This window comes from Nocardiopsis potens DSM 45234, from assembly GCF_000341105.1.
GTDB lineage: Bacteria > Actinomycetota > Actinomycetes > Streptosporangiales > Streptosporangiaceae > Nocardiopsis_A > Nocardiopsis_A potens.
The window spans coordinates 152,145-172,271 of the sequence record NZ_ANBB01000022.1 but is presented as its reverse complement, the minus strand read 5'-3'; the positions used below and the strand labels follow the sequence as shown (position 1 = coordinate 172,271).

The window sequence follows — 20,127 nt, the reverse complement described above, 5'->3', positions numbered from 1 at the left end:
GGCTGTGTGGCTGTGTGGCTGTGTGGCTGTGTGGCTGTGTGGCTGTGTGGCTGTGTGGCTGTGCGGGCGGCCCCTCCTGGGCGGGGCCGCCGGAAACGGGGGCAGCCGGGCCGCGCCCGCCCCGGGCGGGGCGCGCTCGACCCGGCTGCCGCCGGACGGACCGGCCGGACCGGAAGGGCCGGCTACAGGCCCGGGTAGAGCGGGTGCTTGCGCACCAGCGCCTCGACCCGGCCGCGCAGCGCGGCGGAGTCGTAGCCCGGCTTGAGCGCCTCGGCGATGATGTCGGCGACCTCGGTGAAGTCGGCGTCGCCGAAGCCCCGGGAGGCCAGCGCCGGGGTGCCGATGCGCAGCCCGGAGGTGACCATCGGCGGCCGCGGGTCGTTCGGCACCGCGTTGCGGTTCACCGTGATGCCGATCTCGTCCAGCCGGTCCTCGGCCTGCTGGCCGTCGAGCTCGGAGTCGACCAGGTCGACCAGGACCAGGTGGACGTCGGTCCCGCCGCTGGCCACCTTGACCCCCGCCTCGGCGGCGTCGGCCTGGGTGAGCCGCTCGGCGAGCAGCCGCGCGCCGGCCACGGTGCGGCGCTGCCGGTCGGCGAACTCCTCGGAGGCGGCGGCCTTCAGCGCGACGGCCTTGGCGGCGATCACGTGCTCCAGCGGGCCGCCCTGCATGCCCGGGAAGACCGCGGAGTTGATCTTCTTGGCGTACTCCTGCTTGCACAGGATCAGGCCGCCGCGCGGGCCGCCCAGGGTCTTGTGCGTGGTGGTGGTGACGATGTCGGCGTGCGGCACCGGGTTGGGGTGCAGCCCGGCCGCGACCAGCCCGGCGAAGTGCGCCATGTCCACCATGAGCAGGGCGCCGACCGAGTCGGCGATCTCCCGGAACCGGGCGAAGTCCAGCTGCCGCGGGTAGGCCGACCAGCCGGCCACGATCATCGCCGGCCGGTGCTCCTCGGCGAGCTTGGCCACCTCGTCGTAGTCGACCAGGCCGTCGGCGTCGCGGACGTGGTACGGGACCGGGTTGAGGATCTTCCCGGAGTAGTTGATCTTCATCCCGTGGGTGAGGTGGCCGCCGTGCGCCAGGTCCAGCCCGAGGATGGTGTCGCCCGGCTTGAGCAGGGAGAAGTAGACCGCGGTGTTGGCCTGGGCGCCGGAGTGCGGCTGGACGTTGGCGTGCTCGGCGCCGAACAGGGCCTTGGCCCGGTCGATGGCGAGCTGCTCGACGACGTCCACGTGCTCGCAGCCGCCGTAGTAGCGGCGGCCCGGGTAGCCCTCGGCGTACTTGTTGGTGAGAACGGTGCCCTGCGCCTCCAGCACGGCGCGCGGGGCGAAGTTCTCCGAGGCGATCATCTCCAGGGTGCCGCGCTGGCGGGACAGCTCGCTGTCCACGGCCGCGGCGACCTCGGGGTCGAAGTCGGCGAGCGTGCGGTCGAGAAGGTTGTCCTGGTCGCTCATGCTGCTCAGCCCTCGCCTTCGGTCAGCTGGGTGTACTGCTCGGCGGTGAGCAGTTCCTTCGGGTCCTCGGACAGCTCGACCTTGAACAGCCAGCCCTGGCCGTACGGGTCGCTGCCGATGACCTCGGGGTCCTCCACCGCGGCCTGGTTGACCTCGACCACCTCGCCGGTGACCGGCGCGTAGAGGTCGCTGACCGACTTGGTGGACTCGATCTCGCCGCAGGTGTCCCCGGCGGAGACGGCGGCGCCGGACTCCGGGGGCTCGACGAAGACGATGTCGCCCAGGGACTCGGCGGCGAACTTGGTGATGCCGACGGTGGCGATGCCTTCGTTGACGGCCACCCACTCGTGCTCGTTGGTGTAGCTCAGCTCAGCGGGAACGCTCAATTTGGATTCTCCAGGAGGATCTGTGCTGTCGACCGGTCCGCGCCCGTCCGCTGCGCGCGACCTCGGCCTCGGAGTGCAGGCCTCTGTCGCGGTCCGCACCCCACCCACCTGCAAATTGTGCCGGGTGGCGGGGGCGGAGCGCACGCCAGGTCCGCGTCCGGGGCGCCTGCGGGCACCGGACGCGGGCCGGCGGGCTAGCGCTCCCGCTTGTAGAACGGCAGGTCGACCACGTCGACCTCCTCGCCGCGGCCGCGGACGTCCACGCTGAACGCGCCGGTGGAGGTGTCCAGTTCCGCGTCGACGTAGGCCATGGCGATCGGCTTGCCGAGGGTCGGGGAGGGCGCGCCGCTGGTGACCGATCCCACTTCGACCCCGTCGCGCAGCACCGGCATGCCCTTGCGCACCGGGCGGCGGCCCCGGCCGACCAGCCCGATGAGCTTGCGGGAGCGGCCCCGGTCCGCGGCGCGCCGCAGCGCCTCGCGGCCGACGAAGTCGCCCTCCTTCTCGAACTTGACCACCCGGCCCTGGCCGGCGTCGAACGGGGTGAGGTCCCGGCTCAGCTCCTGGCCGTACAGCGGCATCCCGGCCTCCAGGCGCAGGGTGTCCCGGGAGGACAGCCCGGCGGGCACCAGCCCGTGCGGTTCGCCGGCCTTGAGCAGGGCCTCCCACAGCGCGGGGGCCTCGGCGGCGTCGACGAAGAGCTCGAAGCCGTCCTCGCCGGTGTAGCCGGTGCGGGCGAGCAGCACCGGGTGCCCGGCCACGGTGTGCCGGTAGCCCGCGTAGTACTTGATCCCGTCCAGGTCGGCGTCGGTCAGCGGGGCGAGGATCGCCACCGCGGCCGGGCCCTGGAGCGCGATCAGCGCGGTCCCGGCGGAGCGGTCCTCGATCCGGGCGTCGAAGCCGGCGGCGCGCTCGGTGAGCGCGGCCAGCACCGTGCCGGCGTTGGCCGCGTTGGCCACCACCAGGTAGTGCTCCTCGGCGAGCCGGTAGACGATGAGGTCGTCCAGGACGCCGCCGTCGGCGTCGGTGATCATCGTGTAGCGGGCCCGGCCCACCGCGACCTTGGACAGGTGGCCGACCAGGGCGTGGTCGAGCGCGGCGGCGGCCTCCGGGCCGAGCAGGTGGATCTCGCCCATGTGGGACAGGTCGAAGAGCCCGGCCTTCTCCCGGACCGCGGTGTGCTCGGCCTTCTCGCTGCTGTAGCGGAGCGGCATCAGCCAGCCCGCGAAGTCGACGAGGGTGGCGCCGAGCGCCTCGTGGGCGGCGCGGAGCGGCGTCTCGCGCAGCTCCGCGGAATCGCTGCCGGCGGCTGTCATGGTGACTCCTGAGAGGATGGTCGTCGGTCGGAAACCAGCGCTGTGGCCATCCTCCCCCTCTGTCATCGGTGCCTGAGAGCTTCACCGCGCGCACGGCGCGGCTTGCACCTTCGGCGAGGGGCACCGGCGCCCCTGCTTTCCAGAGTGGTCTCGTCCGTGCGGTCCGTCGCGCCTGAGAGGTTCTCTGGGGAGGAATTGCTCCTTCGGCGGCCCGCGCCGGCTGCGCGGGCGCTCTCCCGCACGGGGTCGGCGACCGGGAGCCAGCCTAGCAGCGGCGCCGGTCACATCCCAGGCCCGGGCGGCGCGGGCCGGGGGCGCCGTGCCGCGGCACCGCCCGCACGCCGCGCTCCGGCCCGGCGGGAGGGGGCAGCGGCGAGCGGGGGTCCTCCGGCGGACCGGCGCGCGCACGGCGAGGCCCCGCGGCGGAAGCGCCGCGGGGCCGTGCGCTCCCCGGGTCAGGCCTTGCGGCGGGCGCGGACCGCCTCGGCCAGGCCCTGCAGCACCTGCTCGGTGGTGGACCAGCTCATGCACTTGTCGGTGATGGACTGCCCGTAGACCAGCTCGGCGGGGTCGCCCAGCTTCTGCGCCCCCTCCTCGATGAAGCTCTCCAGCATGACGCCCGCGATGCCCTGCTGCCCCTCGGCGATCTGGTCGGCGATGGCCTGGGCGACCAGCGGCTGGCGCTTGTGGTCCTTGCCGCTGTTGGCGTGGCTGGCGTCGATCATGACGCGGCGGCGCAGCCCGGCCGCCTCGATGGTGTCCAGCGCCGCCCCGACGTCCTCGGCGCCGTGGTTGGGGCCGGAGCGGCCACCGCGCAGGATGACGTGGCAGTCGGCGTTGCCGGAGGTGACGACGACCGAGCCGGCGCCGGCCGGGTCGACGCCGAAGAAGGTGTGCGAGGCGGCGGCCGCCCCGCAGGCGTCCACCGCGACCTGCACGTCGCCGTCGGTGCCGTTCTTGAACCCGACCGGCATGCTCAGGCCGCTGCTGAGCTGGCGGTGCACCTGGCTCTCGGTGGTGCGGGCGCCGATGGCGCCCCAGCTCACCGCGTCGGCGATGTACTGCGGGGTGATCGGGTCGAGGAACTCGGTGCCCGCCGGGACGCCCAGGGAGTTGATGTCCAGCAGCAGCTTGCGCGCGGTGCGCAGGCCGCGGTGCACGTCGTGGCTCTCGTCCAGGCGCGGGTCGTTGATCAGGCCCTTCCAGCCGAGCGTGGTGCGCGGCTTCTCGAAGTAGACCCGCATCACGATGCACAGGTCGGCGCTGAGCGCGGGGGTGAGCGCCTTGAGCCGGCGCGCGTAGTCCAGCGCGGCGGCGGGGTCGTGCACCGAGCAGGGGCCGACGATGACCAGCAGCCGGTCGTCCTCGCCGTCCAGCACCCGCTTGACCTCGGCGCGGGCGTCGGCGACCAGGTCGCTGCGCTCCGGCCCCATCGGCAGCTCGGCGAGCAGGTCCCGCGGGGCGATCAGCGGCGTGTAGCTGGTGATCCGGGTGTCGTTCGTGCTCATCATCGCTGCGCCGAGTCCTCTCCCAAGCATGCCTGAACTGCCCATCTGCACCCTAGCGGCTGGCGGGCGGACCGGCGGGCGGCGCGGGTCGAGTGTGGTGCGGCTCATCAGGGAGGGCCGGGCCGGGCGGGCCCTCCCCGCCGGTCACCCCTTCAGCCCGGGGAAGTCCTCCTCCCAGTACTCGTGCGGGTTGCGGGCCGCCTCCCCCGGGTCGCGGCCGCCCTCCGCGGTGCGCAGCTCCACCCGGCGGATCTTGCCGGAGATCGTCTTGGGCAGCGGGGCGAACTCCAGCCGCCGGACCCGCTTGTAGGGCGCGAGCCGCTCCCGGCAGAACTCCAGGATCGACCGGGCCAGCTCGGCGCCGGGCTCCTCGCCCTCGACCAGGGCGATGTAGGCCTTGGGCACCGAGAGCCGGACCGGGTCGGGGGAGGGGACCACCGCCGCCTCGGCGACGGCGGCGTGCTCGATCAGCACGCTCTCCAGCTCGAAGGGGGAGATGCGGTAGTCGGAGGCCTTGAAGACGTCGTCGCCGCGGCCGATGTAGGTGATGTGGCCGTCGGCGTCCCGGGAGGCCACGTCGCCGGTGTGGTACCGGCCGCCGCGCATCACCCGGGCGGTCATCTCGTCGCCGTCCCGGTAGCCGGCCATCACGCCGACCGGGGCGTTCTCCAGCGCCACGCAGATCTCGCCCTGGTCGGAGAGCTCTTCGGAGGCCGGGTCCTCCAGCACGATGTCGTAGCCGGGCATCGGCCGCCCCATCGACCCGGGGCGCACCTCCTGGCCGGGGGAGTTGCCGACCAGCAGCGTCGTCTCGGTCTGGCCGAAGCCGTCCCGCACGGTCAGCCCCCAGGCGGCCCGGACCTGCTCGATCACCTCGGGGTTGAGCGGCTCCCCGGCGGAGACCGCCTCGCGCACCCCGACCTTCCACCGGCCCAGGTCGGCCTGGATGAGCATGCGCCACACCGTCGGCGGGGCGCAGAAGGTGTCCACCCCGCAGCGCACGACCTGGTCCAGCAGGGCCGCGGCGTCGAACCGGCCCTGGTTCACCGCGAGCACGGTGGCCTGCGCGTTCAGCGGGGCGAAGACGTTGCTCCAGGCGTGCTTGGCCCAGCCCGGCGAGGAGATGTTGAGGTGCACGTCGCCCGGGCGGATGCCGATCCAGTACATCGTGGTGAGGTGCCCCACCGGGTAGGAGAGCTGGGTGTGCTGCACCAGCTTGGGCACCGAGGTGGTGCCGGAGGTGAAGTAGAGCAGCAGCGGGTCGTCGGCGCGGGTGGTGCGCTCGGGCGCGAAGTCCAGCGCGGCGTGCTGGGAGTCCTCGTAGGAGAGCCAGCCCTCCATGTGGCCGATGCTGATCCGGGTCCAGTGCCCGGGCAGCCCGGCGAACTTGGGGGTGTCGGCGGCGTCGGTGATCACGTGCGAGACCCGGCCGCGCTCCAGCCGGTCGGCCAGGTCGCCGCCGGTCAGCAGCGGGGTCGCCGGGATGACCACGGCGCCCAGCCGGATCGCGGCCAGGGTCGTCTCCCACAGCTCGGCCTGGTTGCCCAGCATCACCAGGATCCGGTCGCCGAACCGGACGCCCTGGTTGTGCAGCCAGTTCGCGACCTGGCGGCTGCGCTCGGCCAGCTCCCGGTAGGTCACCCGGGTCTCGCCGCCCTCCTCGTCCACGATCCGCAGGGCGAGCCGGTCCGGGTGCTCCTCGGCCGCGGGGTCGAAGTGGTCCTGCACCCAGTTGAACCGCTCCGGGGCCGGCCAGCGGAAGCCGCGCCGGGCCGCCTCGTAGTCCTCCCGGTGCTCCAGCAGGAAGTCGCGCGCCTCCCGGAAGGCGGCGGTGGCGCTGTTCTTCATGGTGGGGACCTCCGCATCCGACGTGTGAGCGGTGTCACTCTAGCCCGCACCCGTCCCCCCTGTCCCGCCGCCCCGGCCGCCTGTGGACGGACTAGCCCTGGGCCTCCCGGCCCCGCCGTCACTAGGATCTGCCGGGTGAGCGAGCTCAGCGGCGACCAGGGCGTGTGGCGGTTCGGCGAGGACGGGCTGCGGATCGAGTACGCCGACAAGTGGGGCGTGCACCGGCTGCTGCGGGCGGTGGGCGCCTGCACGGTGCCGTTCGCGGCCGTCGCCTCGGTGGACTTCCACGCCGGCAAGGGGCGCCGGAAGTGGCGGCTGGAGGTGCGGCTGGTCGAGGGCGCCGACCCGTTCCTGATGAGCGCCGGGGCGGAGGACGACGCGCCGCCGTTCGTCCTCACCGGCCCCGCCCCCGGGGCGCTGCTCGCCGAGTACCACGCCGACCAGCTGCGCGCCGCGGCCGACGGGGCCCGGCTGGCCGGCCCCGCCGCGGACCCGGGCGAGGTGGCCCGCTCGCTCGTCCCCGGCCTGCCGTTCAAGGCGCAGACCTTGGAGGGCGAGGCCGTCTTCGACGGGGAGACGGTCCGGCTGAGCTGGCCCCGGCTGATGTACAGCGCGGACAAGTGGCGGCAGAAGAGCCGCATCCTGCCGGCGGAGCGGATCCTGCGCGCGGAGTGGCAGGAGCCGGGCATCTCCGGCTACGGCGGGGTGCGCTTCCTGCTCCGGGAGGACGCGGACGTCTCCGCGGCGCTCCCGGTCTACCGGGACACCGCCGCGCTGACCTCGATGACCACCAAGGAGCACGTCCGGGTCCGGCTGCTGGCCGCGGTGGCCAACGCCCACCTGGCCGCCGGCACCGCCGCCGGGGCGGTGCCGCCCGGGGCGGGCGGGGAGCCGGCGGCCCTGGAGGCCGCGCCGCCGCCCGGCGCCCCCGCCGGCGCCGGCGGGGAGGCGGCCCGCCGGGACGCCGAGGAGGTCTTCCGCCGCATCCGCGAACTGGGCCGGCTGCACGAGGAGGGGCTGCTCACCGCCGAGGAGTTCGCCGCCAAGAAGACGGAGCTGCTGGACCGGCTCTAGTGCCCTGAGCCGTCGACGGGGGAGGGGCGCGGGCCCTGCGCCGCGGATGCCCCGGGCGGGTGTTCCTGGGATGATCCGCGGAACGGCGCCCGGAGCACCGGCCGGGAGGCGGCCCCCGGCCCCGGGGAGGACCCCTGCGCCGACCCGCCCCGGCCGCGGCTCCGCGGCCGGCGCGACCGAGAAGAGAAGGAAGGCACCACCCCATGTCCCTGCGCACCCTCTACCCGCCGATCGAGCCCTACGACAGCGGCATGCTCGACGTCGGCGACGGCGACCGCGTCTACTGGGAGCTGTGCGGAAACCCCGAGGGCAAGCCGGCCGTCTTCCTGCACGGCGGCCCCGGCGGCGGCTGCGGCCCGGACCACCGGCGGCTGTTCGACCCCGAGCGCTACCGGGTGCTCCTGTTCGACCAGCGCAACTGCGGCCGCAGCACCCCGCACGCCTCCGGCGCGGACGTGGACCTGTCCGCCAACACCACCTGGAACCTGGTCGCCGACATGGAGCGGCTCCGGGAGATGACCGGGGCGGAGAAGTGGCAGGTCTTCGGCGGCTCCTGGGGCAGCGCGCTGGCGCTGGCCTACGCCCAGGAGCACCCCGAGCGGGTCAGCGAGCTGATCGTGCGCGGCATCTTCACCCTGCGCGAGGACGAGCTGCGCTGGTTCTACCAGGAGGGCGCCTCGCACCTGTTCCCCGACGCCTGGGAGGGGTACCTGGCGCCCATCCCGGAGGCGGAGCGGGGCGACCTGATCTCCGCCTACGCGGCCCGGCTGAACCACCCCGACCGCGAGGTCCGGGTGGAGGCGGCGCGCGCGTGGAGCGTGTGGGAGGGGTCGACGGTGACCCTGCTGCCCAACGAGGCGCTCCGCGCGCACCACGCCGAGGACGACTACGCCCTGGCCTTCGCCCGGATCGAGAACCACTACTTCACCAACAAGGGCTTCTTCACCCCGGGCCGGCTCATCGAGCGGGCCGACCGGCTGCGCGGCATCCCCGGCGTCATCGTGCAGGGCCGCTACGACGTGTGCACCCCGGCGCGGACCGCGTTCGACCTGCACCGGGCCTGGCCGGAGGCGGAGTTCCACGTGGTGGACGACGCCGGGCACGCGTTCAACGAGCCCGGCATCCTGCACCGGCTGATCGAGGCCACGGACCGGTTCGCCGAGGCCTGAGCGCCGAGGTCCGAGCGCCGGGGACCGGGCGCGGGCGGTCCCCGGCGGGCTCCTCGCGGGCTTCCCGCACCGGTGCGCGGTACCGCATCCGCGGCGCCGCGGCCGATGCGGCGCCCGCGCGGGGGCGGCCGGAACCGCCCCCGCGCGGGCGCGGGCCGCGCACCGGGTCTAGGCTCGGGGCAGGCGAGCAGGAAAGCGAGGAGGATCACACCATGCGGGTCATCGCCGATTACGACCTGTGCGAGAGCAACGCCGTGTGCATGGGCATCCTGCCGGAGGTGTTCGAGGTCCGCGACGACGACAACCTCTACATCCTCCAGGAGGAACCGCCCGAGGACCTTCGGGCCAAGGTCGAGGAGGCCGTCCGGATGTGCCCCAAGCAGGCGCTCAGCGTCGAGGGGTGAACCCGGCCGCGGCCAGCGCCTCGTCCCAGGTGGTGCGCTCGGCCAGCAGCGGCCGGTAGCGCATCGTCTTCGGGGTGGAGCGCAGTCCCAGCACCCCGGTGAGCAGGCCGTCCCGGCCGAGGAACGCGACGAACTTGCGGTCCTCGGCCGAGCCGTGCACGAACTCCACCGTGTCGGCGGGGGCGGCCTGCCCCAGCAGCTGGATCTTCATCTTGTACTGGTCGGACCAGAAGTAGGGGACCGGCTCGTAGCGCTCCTGCGCCCCCTCCCCGGCCAGCAGGTTGCGCGCGGAGACCGCCGCCTGCTCCCCGGCGTTGGTCCAGTGCTCCAGGCGCATCCGCCCCCCGTACCGCGGGTGCGGGAAGTTCGCCAGGTCGCCGGCGGCGTACACGCCGGGCACGGTGGTCCGGCCGTGCGCGTCGCAGAGCACGCCGCCCGCCCCGTCGGCCAGGCGGACCCCCGAGCCGGCCAGCCAGCCGGTGTTCAGCTCCACGCCCAGGCCGCAGACGACCAGCGGCGCCTCCACCGCGCTGCCGTCGGCCAGCCGCACCCGCTCCACCCGGCCGGCCCCCTCGAACCCGGCCACCGGGGTTCCCAGCCGCACCTCCACCCCGTTGTCCCGGTGCAGCTCGGTGAGGACCGAGCCGATCCGCGGGTCCACCGCGCGGGTCAGCGGGGTGGGCGCCGCCTCGATCAGCACGACCTCCAGCCCGGCGGCGCGGGCACTGGCCGCGACCTCGGCGCCGACGAACCCCGCGCCGACCACCGCGATCCGCCCGGCGGCGCCGAACGCGTCGCGCACCGCCTCGGCGTCCTCGATGGTGCGCAGCACGTGCACCCCGGGCAGGTCGGTCCCGGGGCGGCGGGCGGTGGCGCCGGTGGCGATGATCAGCCCGTCGCCGCGGACCACCGAGCCGTCGTCCAGCTCCACCGCGCGGTCGCCGGGGCGCAGCCGCACCGCCGCGCGCCCCAGCCGCAGGTCCAGGCCGAGGGCGTCGATCTGCTCGTCGTCGCGGAGCGCCACGCCCTTGGGCGAGCCGATCCCGGTGAGCACCTCCTTGGACAGCGGCGGGCGGGAGTAGGGCCGGTGCCGCTCGGCGCCGATCAGGGTGATCCGGCCGTCGTGGCCGGCCTCCCGCAGTGCCTCAGCGGAGTGCAGGCCGGCCATCCCGGCGCCGGCGATGACGATGTCGCGCATGTGCTCTATCCCGCCTTCGTCGTACAGGTGAGGGGTCCGGTGCGGCCGGGCCGGCCGCGGTTCACAGCGGGCGGATCGCCCCGACGCTCCGTCCGCCGCCCAGGATGTCGCCGCTGAGCAGGTCGGACAGGGGCGAGACGTCCACCCCGAGGGCGTCCAGCGCGGTGAGGCCGACCATGGTGCGCGCCCGGGTCTCGGCGTCGCCGTCGCTGATCTTCACCGCGGCGGTCTCCCCGGTGGGGGCGGCGATCACGATGACCCCCTCGGCGCCGATCTTGGAGACCGCGCCGGGCAGGCCGCGCATGATCCGGGTGTCGTCGCGGCCCTCGCCCGCGACGTACTCCGGGAACGCCCGCATCGCCGCGATGACCGCGCCCTCCGGGGAGTCGGGGCCGGCGGCGACCATGGCCTGCACGCCGCGCGCCAGGCCGGTGAGCGAGATCGCCATCTGCGGCGCCCCGCACCCGTCGACCGCGGTGTGCGCGACCGGCTCCCCGGCCAGCTCCTCGATGGTCGAGCGGACCAGCACCTGCAGCGGGTGGGCGGGGTCCAGGTAGTCGCCGGTGCTCCAGCCGCGGGCGACGCAGGCGGCGAGCATCGCGGCGTGCTTGCCGGAGCAGTTCATCAGCAGCCGGGTCGGCTGCCCGCCGCTGCGCAGCAGGTCGTCGCGGAACCGGCGGCCCATCGGCCAGTCCGGCGGGCACTGCAGGTCGTCCGCGGTGAGGCCGGCCTTGGCGAGGGTCTTGGAGGCGGCCTCCACGTGGATGTCCTGGCCGCTGTGGCTGCCCGCGGCGATGGCCAGCCGGGCCCCCTCGACGTCGGCCCCGGCGCGCAGCGCGGCCACCGCCTGGAAGGGCTTGGCGGCCGAGCGCGGGAACACCGGGAGGTCGACCGGGCCGCGGGCGTACCCGGTCTCACCGGAGGCGGTCAGCCCGACCACGGCGCCGAAGTGCACGCTCTCCCGGAGGCCGGACCGGGTGGTCTCGGCGAGGGGAACGTAGGCGGGAAGCTCAGACGGCGACAGGGACACGCGTACTCCATTCGCGGCTGGTGAGGAAGGTGCCAGACGGCTCAACGTATCGCGGGGCGGACCTCTTCCCGCGGCCCGGCTCCGGCCGGGGCGCGGCCCGCCGGTGCCGTAGGGTCGGTGCCCGGTCCCCGGCGGGCAGGCGCGCCGGGCGCAGGCGGACGGGAGGTGCGCGGGACGTGCTGGAGCGGCTGGCGGACAGGCGGGTGCGGACACCGGGGGCGGTCGCCGCCGGGGCGCTGACCCGGTCGGCGGGCGCGGGCGCGCGGCCCGTGCGCGATCTGGAGTTCGCGGTGCTCGCGGTGGGGCCGGGCGGCCCCGGGCCGGACGACCGCGACCGGCCCCGCGAGGTCGGGGTGGTGCGGATGCGCGGCACCGGGGAGGTGCTGCGCGAGTTCACCACCCTGGTCTACCCGGGCGTCCCGGTCCCAGGCGCGGTGCACAGCGGCATCACCGGCGGCGACATGCTGGGCGCGCCGCGCGCCGATGAGCTGGCCGCCCCGCTGGCGGAGCTGCTCTCCGGCGCGGTGCTGGCCGCTCACGGCCTGGAGGAGGCGGAGGCGTTCCTCTCCGCGGTGCCGGGGGAGGGGGAGCGCCCCGCCCGGGTGCCGGGGCTGTGCACGCTGCGCGCGCTCCGCTCCCAGGTCGACCTGGACTCCTACTCGCTGCCCCGGGCCTCGCACGCGCTGGGCGGCCGGTGGCCGACCGGTCAGCACACCGCGCTGGGCGCGGCCCGCGCCTGCGCCCGGCTGCTCGCCGAGGCGGCGGCCGCCGCACCGGGGCCGCTGTACTACCGGGGGCCGGCCCCGCGCCCGCTGCGCGCCGAGGAGGGCGCCCCGGTCCGCCTCAAGCCGCGCACCTCGGCCCGGGGGGACCTGGGCCGTGCGGCGGAGTGGCCGCCGGTCTGGCGCCCGCTGGAGCTCCGGCCCGAGCTGTGCGGCGGGGAGTTCGGGCCCGAGGCCCGCCGCGCCGCCGAGCAGGACGCCCGGGACCGCGCCCGGCGCCGCGAGGCGGCGGCGGCCGCCGCGGCCCTCACCGGGGCCCTGGCCGCCGCCGCGGCGGGCCGGGCCGTGCTGCGCCTGCCGCGCTGACCGCCGGGACGCCCGCACTGCTCCGGGCTCTGCTCGCAGCGGGCGCGCGGTGCGCAGGGGCCGGGGTCAGAGCCCGGAGAGGGCGAGGAAGAGGGCGGCGATCAGCGCGCTGCCGCCGAGGGTGGTGAGCGCGGCCCGCCCGGTCTCGGTGAGCCGGAGGGGGAGCACGGCGGCCGCCGGGCGGAGCCGCGGGACGCGGTCGGCCAGTGCGGCGGCGACCAGGGCCGCGCCGGTGAGGAGGCACAGGAGGGAGAGCACGGGTCGGCCTTTCCGGAGGGGAGCGGAGGCGTCGGCGAGCGTGCCTGATTCTGCCCCATCCGGCGCCCTAACGGGAGGGCCCGAGCAGGGGCCCCGGCCCCGCACCCACCCCGTCGAGCTCCGCGTCGTCGTGGGCCACGACGGTGTTGAGCCCCGGCCTGTTGCTTTTGCCCGGCCACCGCCTTGCGGTCCCGTGCGGGACGTGCGTCCAGGGCCGGGAAAAGCAACAGCCCTGGGCTCGACAGGGTGGGCGCGGGGCCGGGGACCTGGGGAGAGCGGTGGCCCTGGGCTCGGCAGGGTGGGCGCGGGGCCGGGGAGGGTCAGCCGTGGCCGGGGGCCGTGGCTCCGGTGCCTTCGGAGGCCCCCAGGGCGCGCAGGGTGAAGGAGGTGACCAGCCGGTGCGCCTCGTCGAGCGCGGTCTGGCCCTGCTGGATCGGGACGCGCTGGGCGCTGATCATCGCCAGCACCAGGCGGGCGGTGGGCTCGGCCGGGACCGGGTCGAAGGCGCCCTCCTCGACGCCGTTCTGCAGCACCTCGACCAGCAGGCGCTGCATCGGCTCCACGTGGTCGGCGAGCTTCTGGTAGGCGTCCGGGCCGAGGCTGGCGCCCAGTTCGGCGGCGGCCGGGTGCGGGTGCTCGGCGAGCGCCTCCAGCTGGAAGCGGACGAAGGAGGAGAGCCGCTCCGCGGGGGCGGCGCCGCCGAGCAGGGCGGCGCGGTAGCGCTCGACGAAGCCGGCGGTGCCCTGCTCGGCGAAGGCCAGCAGTAGAGCGGCCTTGTCCGGGAAGTAGTTGTACAGCGCGGTGCGCGTGATGCCCGCCCCGGCCGCGACGTCGGTCATCGAGATCTCGTCGATGCCCTGGGTGCGGGCGAGCTCGGCGACGGCCGCCAGGATGCGCTCGCGCGTCTGGGCCCGGTGCGCGGCGATGGTCGGAGCGGAGATCTTGGGCATGGACTCCATGGTGGCACGGCGGCGCGCCGTACGGGCGCCCTCGCGCGGGCCGGAATCGGGACGGCGCCGAAGCGGCCTGCGGATCCGCCCGGCGGCCCCGGAAGCGTCGGCGGGGGCGGTCCGGTGGCTCTCGCGGGCCCTCTTCCCGCCGGGGCCGGGGGCGTCCCGAAGCCGCGGAGAGGGAGCGGGCCCGGGCAGGGGCCTCGCTCGGGCTCCTTTCCCCGCCGGGGGCGAGGGGAGGGGCCGCGGGCGGCGCGGATCGCCCGGGGCCCCTTGCTCCGTGCCGGTCCTTCCGGGTCAGGCGGCGAGGCCGTCGGCGTGCCGGCGGCCGAGGTCGGCCAGGACCTCGGTGTTGAGCTGGTAGGCGAGCCGGGTCTCGCGGATCATCCGGTGCCGGGCGGGCTCGTCCAGCTCCAGGGCGTCCAGCCGGGCGCGGTAGCCGTCCTTGAACCGGGGGAGGCTGCCGAGGGAGGAGAAGTCGTAGAAGGCGGCCCCGCCGTCCTCGCCGAAGCCGTAGGTGCGCACCGCGATCCTGCGGATGAACTGGCCGCCGGAGATGTCGCCGAGGTAGCGGGTGTAGTGGTGCGCGATGTATCCGGCGGGGTCGTCGGCCATCTGCCGGATGCGCGCGGCGTAGGTGGCGGTGGGCGGGGTGGGGGAGATGCGGTCGGCCCAGTCCGGCCCGTAGAGCAGGGCCAGGTCGCGTTCGAGGGCGGGCAGGCGGAGCAGTTCCGCGGTGATGAACGGGCCGGCCAGCGGATCGCCGGCCAGGGAGCGGCCGACCTCCTCCAGGGCGGCGTAGGCGAAGTGGTGCTGGGCGGCCATGGCGGCGTAGCCGTCCCGGTCCAGCCGCCCGTCGAGCAGCGCCTGGGTGAAGCCGTGCTGCTCGGCCTCCTGGTGGGCCTCCCAGGTGGCGGCCTTGAGTCTGGCGGAGAAGGGCTCCGCCCCGGTGCCCGGTGCGTCCATGCGGGTACTCCTCGATTCCGCGCGCGGCCCGCGTCCCCGGGCCGTCGAGGTTCTTTCTGACATGATGTCATCAAGACGGCGACGGGTGTCAAGGCGGATACGACACTCTGTCGGAAACGTGGGATGCGCCGCACCGGGCGGGATCGGAGGGAGCGGTCGCGCCGCCGGTCAGGGCGGGTGCGCGCCGGTCTTTCCCGTGTGCGCGGCGCCGGGCGGGGGCGGCCGGTATCCTGTCCGGCGGACAAGGTGTGCACAGTTCTCGAATCGGGACGAAACGTCCACGGTGGCCGAAGCGGGCCGCCGGGCCCCTCGCGGGGAGAGGAACCGCAGGCGGGGCGGCGGGAACGAGGTGCACCGGTCCGAGCGTTGTGCACGGTGGCGGCCGCGCGGCGCGCCGCCGACGGAGGGGCGACGGCGCCGCGCCGGAGCGCTGAGGCCCTCGTCGCATGTGGTGGCGGGGGCGCGCGGCGGGACATTATCGTTTGTCTGCCGTGCAAGGGGGCGGCGCGGGCGATATCGACGATCGAGGACTTGGGGCTGTGAGCGTGACGCGATCCGAATCAGCGGGGCCGGCCGGTGCCGACCGCGCCGGTGAGGCCGCCGCTGCGGCCGGCCCCGGGGAACCCCGGGTCTCCTCGGTCGATGTCCTGCTCATCGAGGACGACGCCCAGGACGCCTTCCTGGTCGAGGAGCTGCTCGCGGACACCGCCCTGGAGTGCAGGATCACCTGGGTCCGCACCCTCGGCGAGGCGCGCGGGGCGATCCCCGGCTTCCGCTGCTGCATCCTGCTCGACCTCAACCTCCCCGACGCCGGCGGCATGGACCTGCTGCGCACCGTGCTGGACAGCGCGGACTCCGCCGCGGTCGTGGTGCTGACCGGCCTGGACGACGAGCACGAAGGGGTCGCCGCGGTCGCCGCCGGCGCCCAGGACTACCTGGTCAAGGGCCAGGTCGACGGCTCGCTGCTGGCGCGCAGCCTGCGCTACTCGGTGGAGCGCCAGCGCGCCGACGAGAACGCCCGGCAGCTCCGCGAGGCCGAGCTCTACGCCCGGGAGAACATGCGCCTGGAGCGCGGCCTGCTCCCGCAGGTCCTGCTGGACAGCTCCCCGCTGTCGCACCGCACCTTCTACCGCCCCGGCCGGAAGCGGGCCCTGGTCGGCGGCGACTTCTACGACGCGGTGGAGAAGGACGGCACCACCCACGTCATCGTCGGCGACGTCAGCGGGCACGGCCCGGACGAGGCCGCGCTCGGCGTGCAGCTGCGCATCGCCTGGCGGGCGCTGGTCATGGGCGGGGTCGCCGAAGAGGCGCTGCTGCCCGCGCTGGAGGAGATCCTGGTCAGCGAGCGCACCCAGGAGGAGATGTACGCCACGCTGTGCCAGATCAGCCTGGACAACGGCGGCGAGCGCGCCCGCATCCGCCTGTTCGGCCACCCGCCGCCGCTGCTCATCGAGGCCGGCAAGGTGGAGGAGGTGTGCGCCTCCCCGCACCCGCCGCTGGGCGTCTTCCCGGACAGCGAGGCCGACGTGGAGGAGTTCGCCTTCCCCCGCGGGGCCACCCTGATGCTCTACACCGACGGCCTGGTCGACGCCTACGACGGCGGCCCGCCGGACCGGCTGGAGGTCGCGGGCCTGCGCCGGATCCTCGGCGGGGTGATCGACTCCGGCACCTCCATCGTGGACCTGCCCGAGCGCGTCGTCGACGAGGCCGAGCGGTACAACGGCGGACCCCTGCAGGACGACGTGGCCATGCTGCTGGTCACCCACGGGAGCGCCCGTTGAACCCTTGGACCCTCCGGCGCCGGGTCACCGTGCTGCTGGCGATCGTCGCCGCGCTGCTCATCGCGGCGGTCTCGGTGATCACCTTCGCCTCGCTGAACGCCCGCGAGTCGCTGGACCGGCAGGTCGACGAGCTCTCCCCGGCGCAGTCCGCGGTGCAGCAGACCATGTCGGCCTACCTCAACATGGACAACGGCATCCGCGGCTACGCGCTGACCGAGGACGTCGAGTTCCTCAGCCCCTACCAGCAGGGCGGGAACACGCTGCGCGAGACGCGGCCCACGCTCAAGGCGGTCGTGGAGAGCAACCAGCAGATCTCCGACGCCGTGCAGCGGGTGCTGGACGCCGGCGAGGCCTGGCAGCAGCAGTTCGCCGAGCCCACCAAGGACAAGGTGGAGGCCGGGGAGAAGGTCGACGCCTCCGACTACGGCCTGGGCCGGGACCTCTTCGACGAGCTGCGCCGGGCCTCCGCCGACGCCGACCGGCTGATCGGCGAGGAGATCGAGAGCGCCCGCGCCGGGTTGACCTACGCCACCCAGCAGGTGGTCGCGCTCCTCGTGCTGGTCGGCTTCACCGTGCTGATGCTCTCGGTGTTCCTCTGGGTGATGCTGCAGCACTGGGTGCTCCGCCCGCTCGACGAGCTCGGCCGGCACCTGCAGCAGGTGTCCGAGGGCTACTACGCGCACCGCATCGAGCTGCACGGCCCGCCGGAGATCACCCGGGTCGGCCGGGACGTCGACGCGATGCGCGAGCGGATCGTCAGCGACCTGCAGGAGGTCGGCGCGGCCCGGCGCAAGCTGCAGGAGCAGTCGGACCTGCTGGAGGAGCAGGCCGAGGAGCTGCGCCGGTCCAACCTGGAGCTGGAGCAGTTCGCCTACGTCGCCTCGCACGACCTGCAGGAGCCGCTGCGCAAGGTGGCCAGCTTCTGCCAGCTGCTGCAGCGGCGCTACCGGGGGCAGCTCGACGACCGGGCCGACTCCTACATCGACTTCGCGGTCGAGGGCGCCAAGCGCATGCAGACCCTCATCAACGACCTGCTGGCGTTCTCCCGGGTCGGCCGGACCAAGAACTTCGCCCCGGTCGACCTGAACACCGCGCTGGAGGACGCGCTCAACAGCCTGGAGACCCGGCTGGACGAGGCCGGCGCGGTGGTCACCGGCGAGGACCTGCCCACCATCGAGGGCGACCGCACCCTGCTCACCCAGGTCTTCTTCAACCTGGTGGGCAACGCGGTGAAGTTCCGCGGCGAGAACGACGTCCGGGTGCACATCAGCGCCCGCCGCGAGGGCGACGAGTGGGTCTTCTGCTGCGCCGACAACGGCATCGGCATCGACCCCCAGTACGCCGAGCGGATCTTCGTCATCTTCCAGCGGCTGCACACCCGGGACAAGTACGGCGGCACCGGCATCGGCCTGGCCATGTGCAAGAAGATCGTGGAGTTCCACGGCGGCCGGATCTGGCTGGACACCGAATCCGACGAGCCCGGCACCCGCATATGCTGGTCCCTGCCCGCCGCGCCCGGCGACCGGGGCGCAGAGGAGGGCGGAACGGCGGTCTCCGCAGGGGAGGGCGCCGCGACCCCCGCCGGGGGGACCCCGGCCGTCGGCCCCGCGCCGGAGGACGCCGGGGAGGGTCCCGCCGGCCGGGACGAGGACGGGGACGACGGCGGCTCCGGAGGGGCGGCCCCCGACGATTCCGAGAAGGTCTGAGACATTGAGCGAGGTCACTTTGGTGCAACCCATAGAGGTGCTGCTGGTCGAAGACGACCCCGGCGACGTCCTCATGACCAAGGAGGCGTTCGAGGAGCACAAGGTCGGCAACCGGCTGCACGTCGTCTCCGACGGGGTCGAGGCGCTGCGCTTCCTCCGCCGCGAGGGGGAGTACGCCGAAGCCCCGCAGCCGCACCTGATCCTGCTCGACCTCAACCTGCCCCGCAAGGACGGCCGGGAGGTCCTGGAGGAGGTCAAGGGCGACCCCGGCCTCGCGCACATCCCGATCGTCGTGCTCACCACCTCCGAGGCCGAAGAGGACATCCTGCGCTCCTACCGGCTGCACGCCAACGCCTACGTGGCCAAGCCCGTCGACTTCGAGCAGTTCATCCAGGTCGTCCGGCAGATCGACGACTTCTTCGTCACGGTGGTCCGGCTGCCCAAGGGCTGACCCGGCGCCGCCGGGCCGCGCGGCGCCGGCCGGGCGGGACCGGATCGCGGGCCGCCCCTTGTGGTGCTGCGGACCGAGGGCCGAACTGGAATACGGTGGGGGCATGAGCATGCCCGAACCCCGCAGGACCGCGGGCGCCTACCGCATCATCCTCGTCTGCCTCGGCAACATCTGCCGGTCGCCGATGGCGGAGAAGGTCCTCGCCTCCGACCTGCAGCGCGCCGGCATCGCCGACCGGGTCGAGGTGGACAGCGCCGGGACCGGCGGCTGGCACATCGGCTCCGGTATGGACGCCCGCGCCGCGGCGACGCTCCGGGTGCACGGCTACCCCACCGACCACGAGGCGCGGAGGTTCTCCCCGTCCTGGTTCGCCGAGCGCGACCTCGTCCTGGCCATGGACACCGACAACCTCGACGAGCTGCGCGCCCTGGCCCCGGACGAGGAGGCCCGCTCCCGGATCGCGCTGTTCCGCTCGTTCGCGCCGGGCACCGGCGCCAACCCGGAGATCCCCGACCCCTACTACGGCGGGGAGGACGGCTTCACCGCCGTGCTGACCATGGTCGAGGCGGCCGCCAAGGGGCTGGCCGAAGAGCTCGCCGAGCGCCTCGGCCCCGACCCCGCCCGCGCGCGCCAGAAGTAGGAGACCGAGTGGACAGCGAGGAGCGGATCGCCGCCCGGGTGGGCGAACTGGCCGGCCGGGAGGCGGTCCGGGTGCACGCCCTCGGGGCCTCGCACGCCTGGCGCACCTACCGGGTCGACACCGCGGACGGCCCGCCGCTGTTCGCCAAGGCGCTCCCCGAGGGGGACGCCTCCTTCCCCGGGCTGTTCCGCGCCGAGGCGCTCGGCCTGGACTGGCTGGGCCGCTCCTTCGGGTCCCCCGCGGTGCCGGTGCAGGGCTGGGACGACACCGCCCTGGTGCTGCCCTGGGTCGAGGCCCGCCCGCCCACCCCGGAGGCCGCCGAGCGGTTCGGGTACCGGCTCGCCTCGATGCACCTGGCCGGCGCGGACTCCTTCGGCGCCCCCAGGGACGGCTACATCGGCCCGCTCCCGCTGGACAACGCCCCGCACCCGGAGTGGCCGGAGTTCTACGCCACCCGCAGGCTGGAGCCCTTCCTGCGCCGCGCCGCCGACCGCGGCGCCCTCACCCCGGGCGACGTGCGCGAGGTGGAGAAGGTCATCGGCGCCGTCGAGGAGCTCGCCGGCGAACCGGAGCCGCCCGCCCGGATCCACGGCGACCTGTGGGGCGGCAACGTCATCTGGCAGGACGACGGGGCGCTGCTGGTCGACCCGGCGGCCTGCGGCGGCCACCGCGAGGCCGACCTGGCGATGCTCGCCCTGTTCGGCCTGCCGCACCTGGACCGGGTCCGGGACGCCTACAACGAGGCGGCGCCGCTGGCGGCCGGCTGGCGCGGCCGCATCGCCCTGCACCAGCTCTTCCCGCTGCTGGTGCACGTCTGCCTGTTCGGCGCGGCCTACCGCACCACCGCCATGGACACCGCCCGCGCCGCGCTGCGCGGCCCGGCGTGACCCCGGCGGCGCC

Annotated in this window: 19 protein-coding genes and 1 riboswitch; of the genes, 9 read left to right on the top strand and 10 right to left on the bottom strand. The window is 74.9% G+C overall.

All coding sequences use genetic code 11. The features are described 5' to 3' along the window. Positions 1-182: 182 nt before the first annotated feature. The 5 genes from D459_RS0108965 to D459_RS0108945 form a co-directional block, all read right to left on the bottom strand. Positions 183-1,454 (bottom strand): serine hydroxymethyltransferase, encoded by a 1,272-nt coding sequence (locus D459_RS0108965; protein WP_017592665.1) that lies wholly within the window; start codon positions 1,452-1,454, stop codon positions 183-185. 5 nt (positions 1,455-1,459) lie between these two features. Next, complete coding sequence (gene gcvH, locus D459_RS0108960; RefSeq protein ID WP_017592664.1) at positions 1,460-1,840, bottom strand: glycine cleavage system protein GcvH; 381 nt, start codon at positions 1,838-1,840, stop codon at positions 1,460-1,462. Between the two features lie 194 nt (positions 1,841-2,034). Beyond that, positions 2,035-3,156: a glycine cleavage system aminomethyltransferase GcvT gene (gcvT, locus tag D459_RS0108955; RefSeq protein WP_017592663.1), complete on the bottom strand. Its 1,122-nt coding sequence runs from the start codon at positions 3,154-3,156 to the stop codon at positions 2,035-2,037. Positions 3,157-3,305: 149 nt separating this feature from the next. After that, positions 3,306-3,405: riboswitch (glycine riboswitch) on the bottom strand. 206 nt (positions 3,406-3,611) lie between these two features. Further along, positions 3,612-4,667 (bottom strand): 3-deoxy-7-phosphoheptulonate synthase, encoded by a 1,056-nt coding sequence (locus D459_RS0108950; protein WP_017592662.1) that lies wholly within the window; start codon positions 4,665-4,667, stop codon positions 3,612-3,614. A 141-nt stretch (positions 4,668-4,808) separates the two neighbouring features. Continuing rightward, positions 4,809-6,512 carry an AMP-binding protein gene (locus D459_RS0108945; RefSeq protein WP_017592661.1) on the bottom strand — a complete coding sequence of 568 codons (1,704 nt, stop codon included), beginning with the start codon at positions 6,510-6,512 and terminating at the stop codon, positions 4,809-4,811. Between the two features lie 135 nt (positions 6,513-6,647). Here D459_RS0108945 and D459_RS0108940 point away from each other — a divergent pair, with 135 nt between their 5' ends. The 3 genes from D459_RS0108940 (at position 6,648) to D459_RS0108930 (ending at position 9,159) form a co-directional block, all read left to right on the top strand. After that, positions 6,648-7,586, top strand: a complete 939-nt coding sequence (locus D459_RS0108940; protein WP_017592660.1) for a DUF4429 domain-containing protein — start codon at positions 6,648-6,650, stop codon at positions 7,584-7,586. Positions 7,587-7,795: 209 nt separating this feature from the next. Then, positions 7,796-8,755: a prolyl aminopeptidase gene (pip, locus tag D459_RS0108935; RefSeq protein ID WP_026120209.1), complete on the top strand. Its 960-nt coding sequence runs from the start codon at positions 7,796-7,798 to the stop codon at positions 8,753-8,755. Between the two features lie 212 nt (positions 8,756-8,967). Then, positions 8,968-9,159, top strand: coding sequence for a ferredoxin (locus D459_RS0108930; RefSeq protein ID WP_017592658.1), 192 nt, complete (start codon positions 8,968-8,970; stop codon positions 9,157-9,159). On the opposite strand, the gene D459_RS0108925 is transcribed toward D459_RS0108930, so the two are convergent. Both D459_RS0108925 and D459_RS0108920 read right to left on the bottom strand, forming a co-directional pair. Continuing rightward, entirely contained in the window at positions 9,143-10,357 is a 1,215-nt protein-coding gene (locus tag D459_RS0108925; RefSeq protein WP_017592657.1) for an NAD(P)/FAD-dependent oxidoreductase, read from the bottom strand. The two genes, D459_RS0108930 and D459_RS0108925, sit on opposite strands and share 17 nt — an antisense overlap. 61 nt (positions 10,358-10,418) lie before the next feature. Then, a complete protein-coding gene (locus D459_RS0108920; RefSeq protein ID WP_026120208.1) occupies positions 10,419-11,381 on the bottom strand; it encodes an asparaginase in 963 nt (320 codons plus the stop codon). 182 nt (positions 11,382-11,563) lie between these two features. On the opposite strand from D459_RS0108920, the gene D459_RS0108915 reads away from it, so the two are divergent. Further along, positions 11,564-12,475: a 3'-5' exonuclease gene (locus tag D459_RS0108915; RefSeq protein ID WP_017592655.1), complete on the top strand. Its 912-nt coding sequence runs from the start codon at positions 11,564-11,566 to the stop codon at positions 12,473-12,475. A gap of 66 nt (positions 12,476-12,541) precedes the next feature. Here the strand turns inward: D459_RS0108915 and D459_RS0108910 are convergent, their stop codons facing one another. The 3 genes from D459_RS0108910 to D459_RS0108900 form a co-directional block, all read right to left on the bottom strand. Continuing rightward, a complete protein-coding gene (locus tag D459_RS0108910; protein ID WP_017592654.1) occupies positions 12,542-12,733 on the bottom strand; it encodes a hypothetical protein in 192 nt (63 codons plus the stop codon). Between the two features lie 320 nt (positions 12,734-13,053). Beyond that, positions 13,054-13,683, bottom strand: coding sequence for a TetR/AcrR family transcriptional regulator (locus tag D459_RS0108905; RefSeq protein ID WP_020380102.1), 630 nt, complete (start codon positions 13,681-13,683; stop codon positions 13,054-13,056). Positions 13,684-13,980: 297 nt separating this feature from the next. Next, positions 13,981-14,649, bottom strand: coding sequence for a biliverdin-producing heme oxygenase (locus tag D459_RS0108900; protein ID WP_017592652.1), 669 nt, complete (start codon positions 14,647-14,649; stop codon positions 13,981-13,983). Between the two features lie 539 nt (positions 14,650-15,188). Between D459_RS0108900 and D459_RS0108895 the strand changes: the two genes are divergently transcribed. The 5 genes from D459_RS0108895 to D459_RS0108875 all read left to right on the top strand — a co-directional run bounded on the left by D459_RS0108895 (position 15,189) and on the right by D459_RS0108875 (position 20,114). Continuing rightward, positions 15,189-16,430: a PP2C family protein-serine/threonine phosphatase gene (locus D459_RS0108895; protein WP_017592651.1), complete on the top strand. Its 1,242-nt coding sequence runs from the start codon at positions 15,189-15,191 to the stop codon at positions 16,428-16,430. Then, a complete protein-coding gene (locus D459_RS0108890; protein WP_017592650.1) occupies positions 16,427-18,136 on the top strand; it encodes a sensor histidine kinase in 1,710 nt (569 codons plus the stop codon). The genes D459_RS0108895 and D459_RS0108890 overlap by 4 nt, the downstream gene beginning before the upstream one ends. A 37-nt stretch (positions 18,137-18,173) precedes the next feature. Then, positions 18,174-18,587 carry a response regulator gene (locus D459_RS0108885; protein WP_017592649.1) on the top strand — a complete coding sequence of 138 codons (414 nt, stop codon included), beginning with the start codon at positions 18,174-18,176 and terminating at the stop codon, positions 18,585-18,587. A 103-nt stretch (positions 18,588-18,690) separates the two neighbouring features. Further along, positions 18,691-19,227, top strand: coding sequence for a low molecular weight protein-tyrosine-phosphatase (locus tag D459_RS0108880; protein ID WP_017592648.1), 537 nt, complete (start codon positions 18,691-18,693; stop codon positions 19,225-19,227). Positions 19,228-19,235: 8 nt separating this feature from the next. Next, positions 19,236-20,114: a fructosamine kinase family protein gene (locus tag D459_RS0108875; protein ID WP_017592647.1), complete on the top strand. Its 879-nt coding sequence runs from the start codon at positions 19,236-19,238 to the stop codon at positions 20,112-20,114. The last annotated feature ends 13 nt before the right edge of the window (positions 20,115-20,127 follow it).

Bases quoted from the DNA above. Each gene is read 5' to 3' on its own strand.
- D459_RS0108965 (WP_017592665.1), bottom strand. From the start codon at position 1,454: ATGAGCGACCAGGACAACCTTCTCGACCGCACGCTCGCCGACTTCGAC.
- gcvT (WP_017592663.1), bottom strand. From the start codon at position 3,156: ATGACAGCCGCCGGCAGCGATTCCGCGGAGCTGCGCGAGACGCCGCTC.
- D459_RS0108950 (WP_017592662.1), bottom strand. From the start codon at position 4,667: ATGATGAGCACGAACGACACCCGGATCACCAGCTACACGCCGCTGATC.
- D459_RS0108945 (WP_017592661.1), bottom strand. From the start codon at position 6,512: ATGAAGAACAGCGCCACCGCCGCCTTCCGGGAGGCGCGCGACTTCCTG.
- D459_RS0108930 (WP_017592658.1), top strand. From the start codon at position 8,968: ATGCGGGTCATCGCCGATTACGACCTGTGCGAGAGCAACGCCGTGTGC.
- D459_RS0108925 (WP_017592657.1), bottom strand. From the start codon at position 10,357: ATGCGCGACATCGTCATCGCCGGCGCCGGGATGGCCGGCCTGCACTCC.
- D459_RS0108905 (WP_020380102.1), bottom strand. From the start codon at position 13,683: ATGCCCAAGATCTCCGCTCCGACCATCGCCGCGCACCGGGCCCAGACG.
- D459_RS0108900 (WP_017592652.1), bottom strand. From the start codon at position 14,649: ATGGACGCACCGGGCACCGGGGCGGAGCCCTTCTCCGCCAGACTCAAG.
- D459_RS0108880 (WP_017592648.1), top strand. From the start codon at position 18,691: ATGAGCATGCCCGAACCCCGCAGGACCGCGGGCGCCTACCGCATCATC.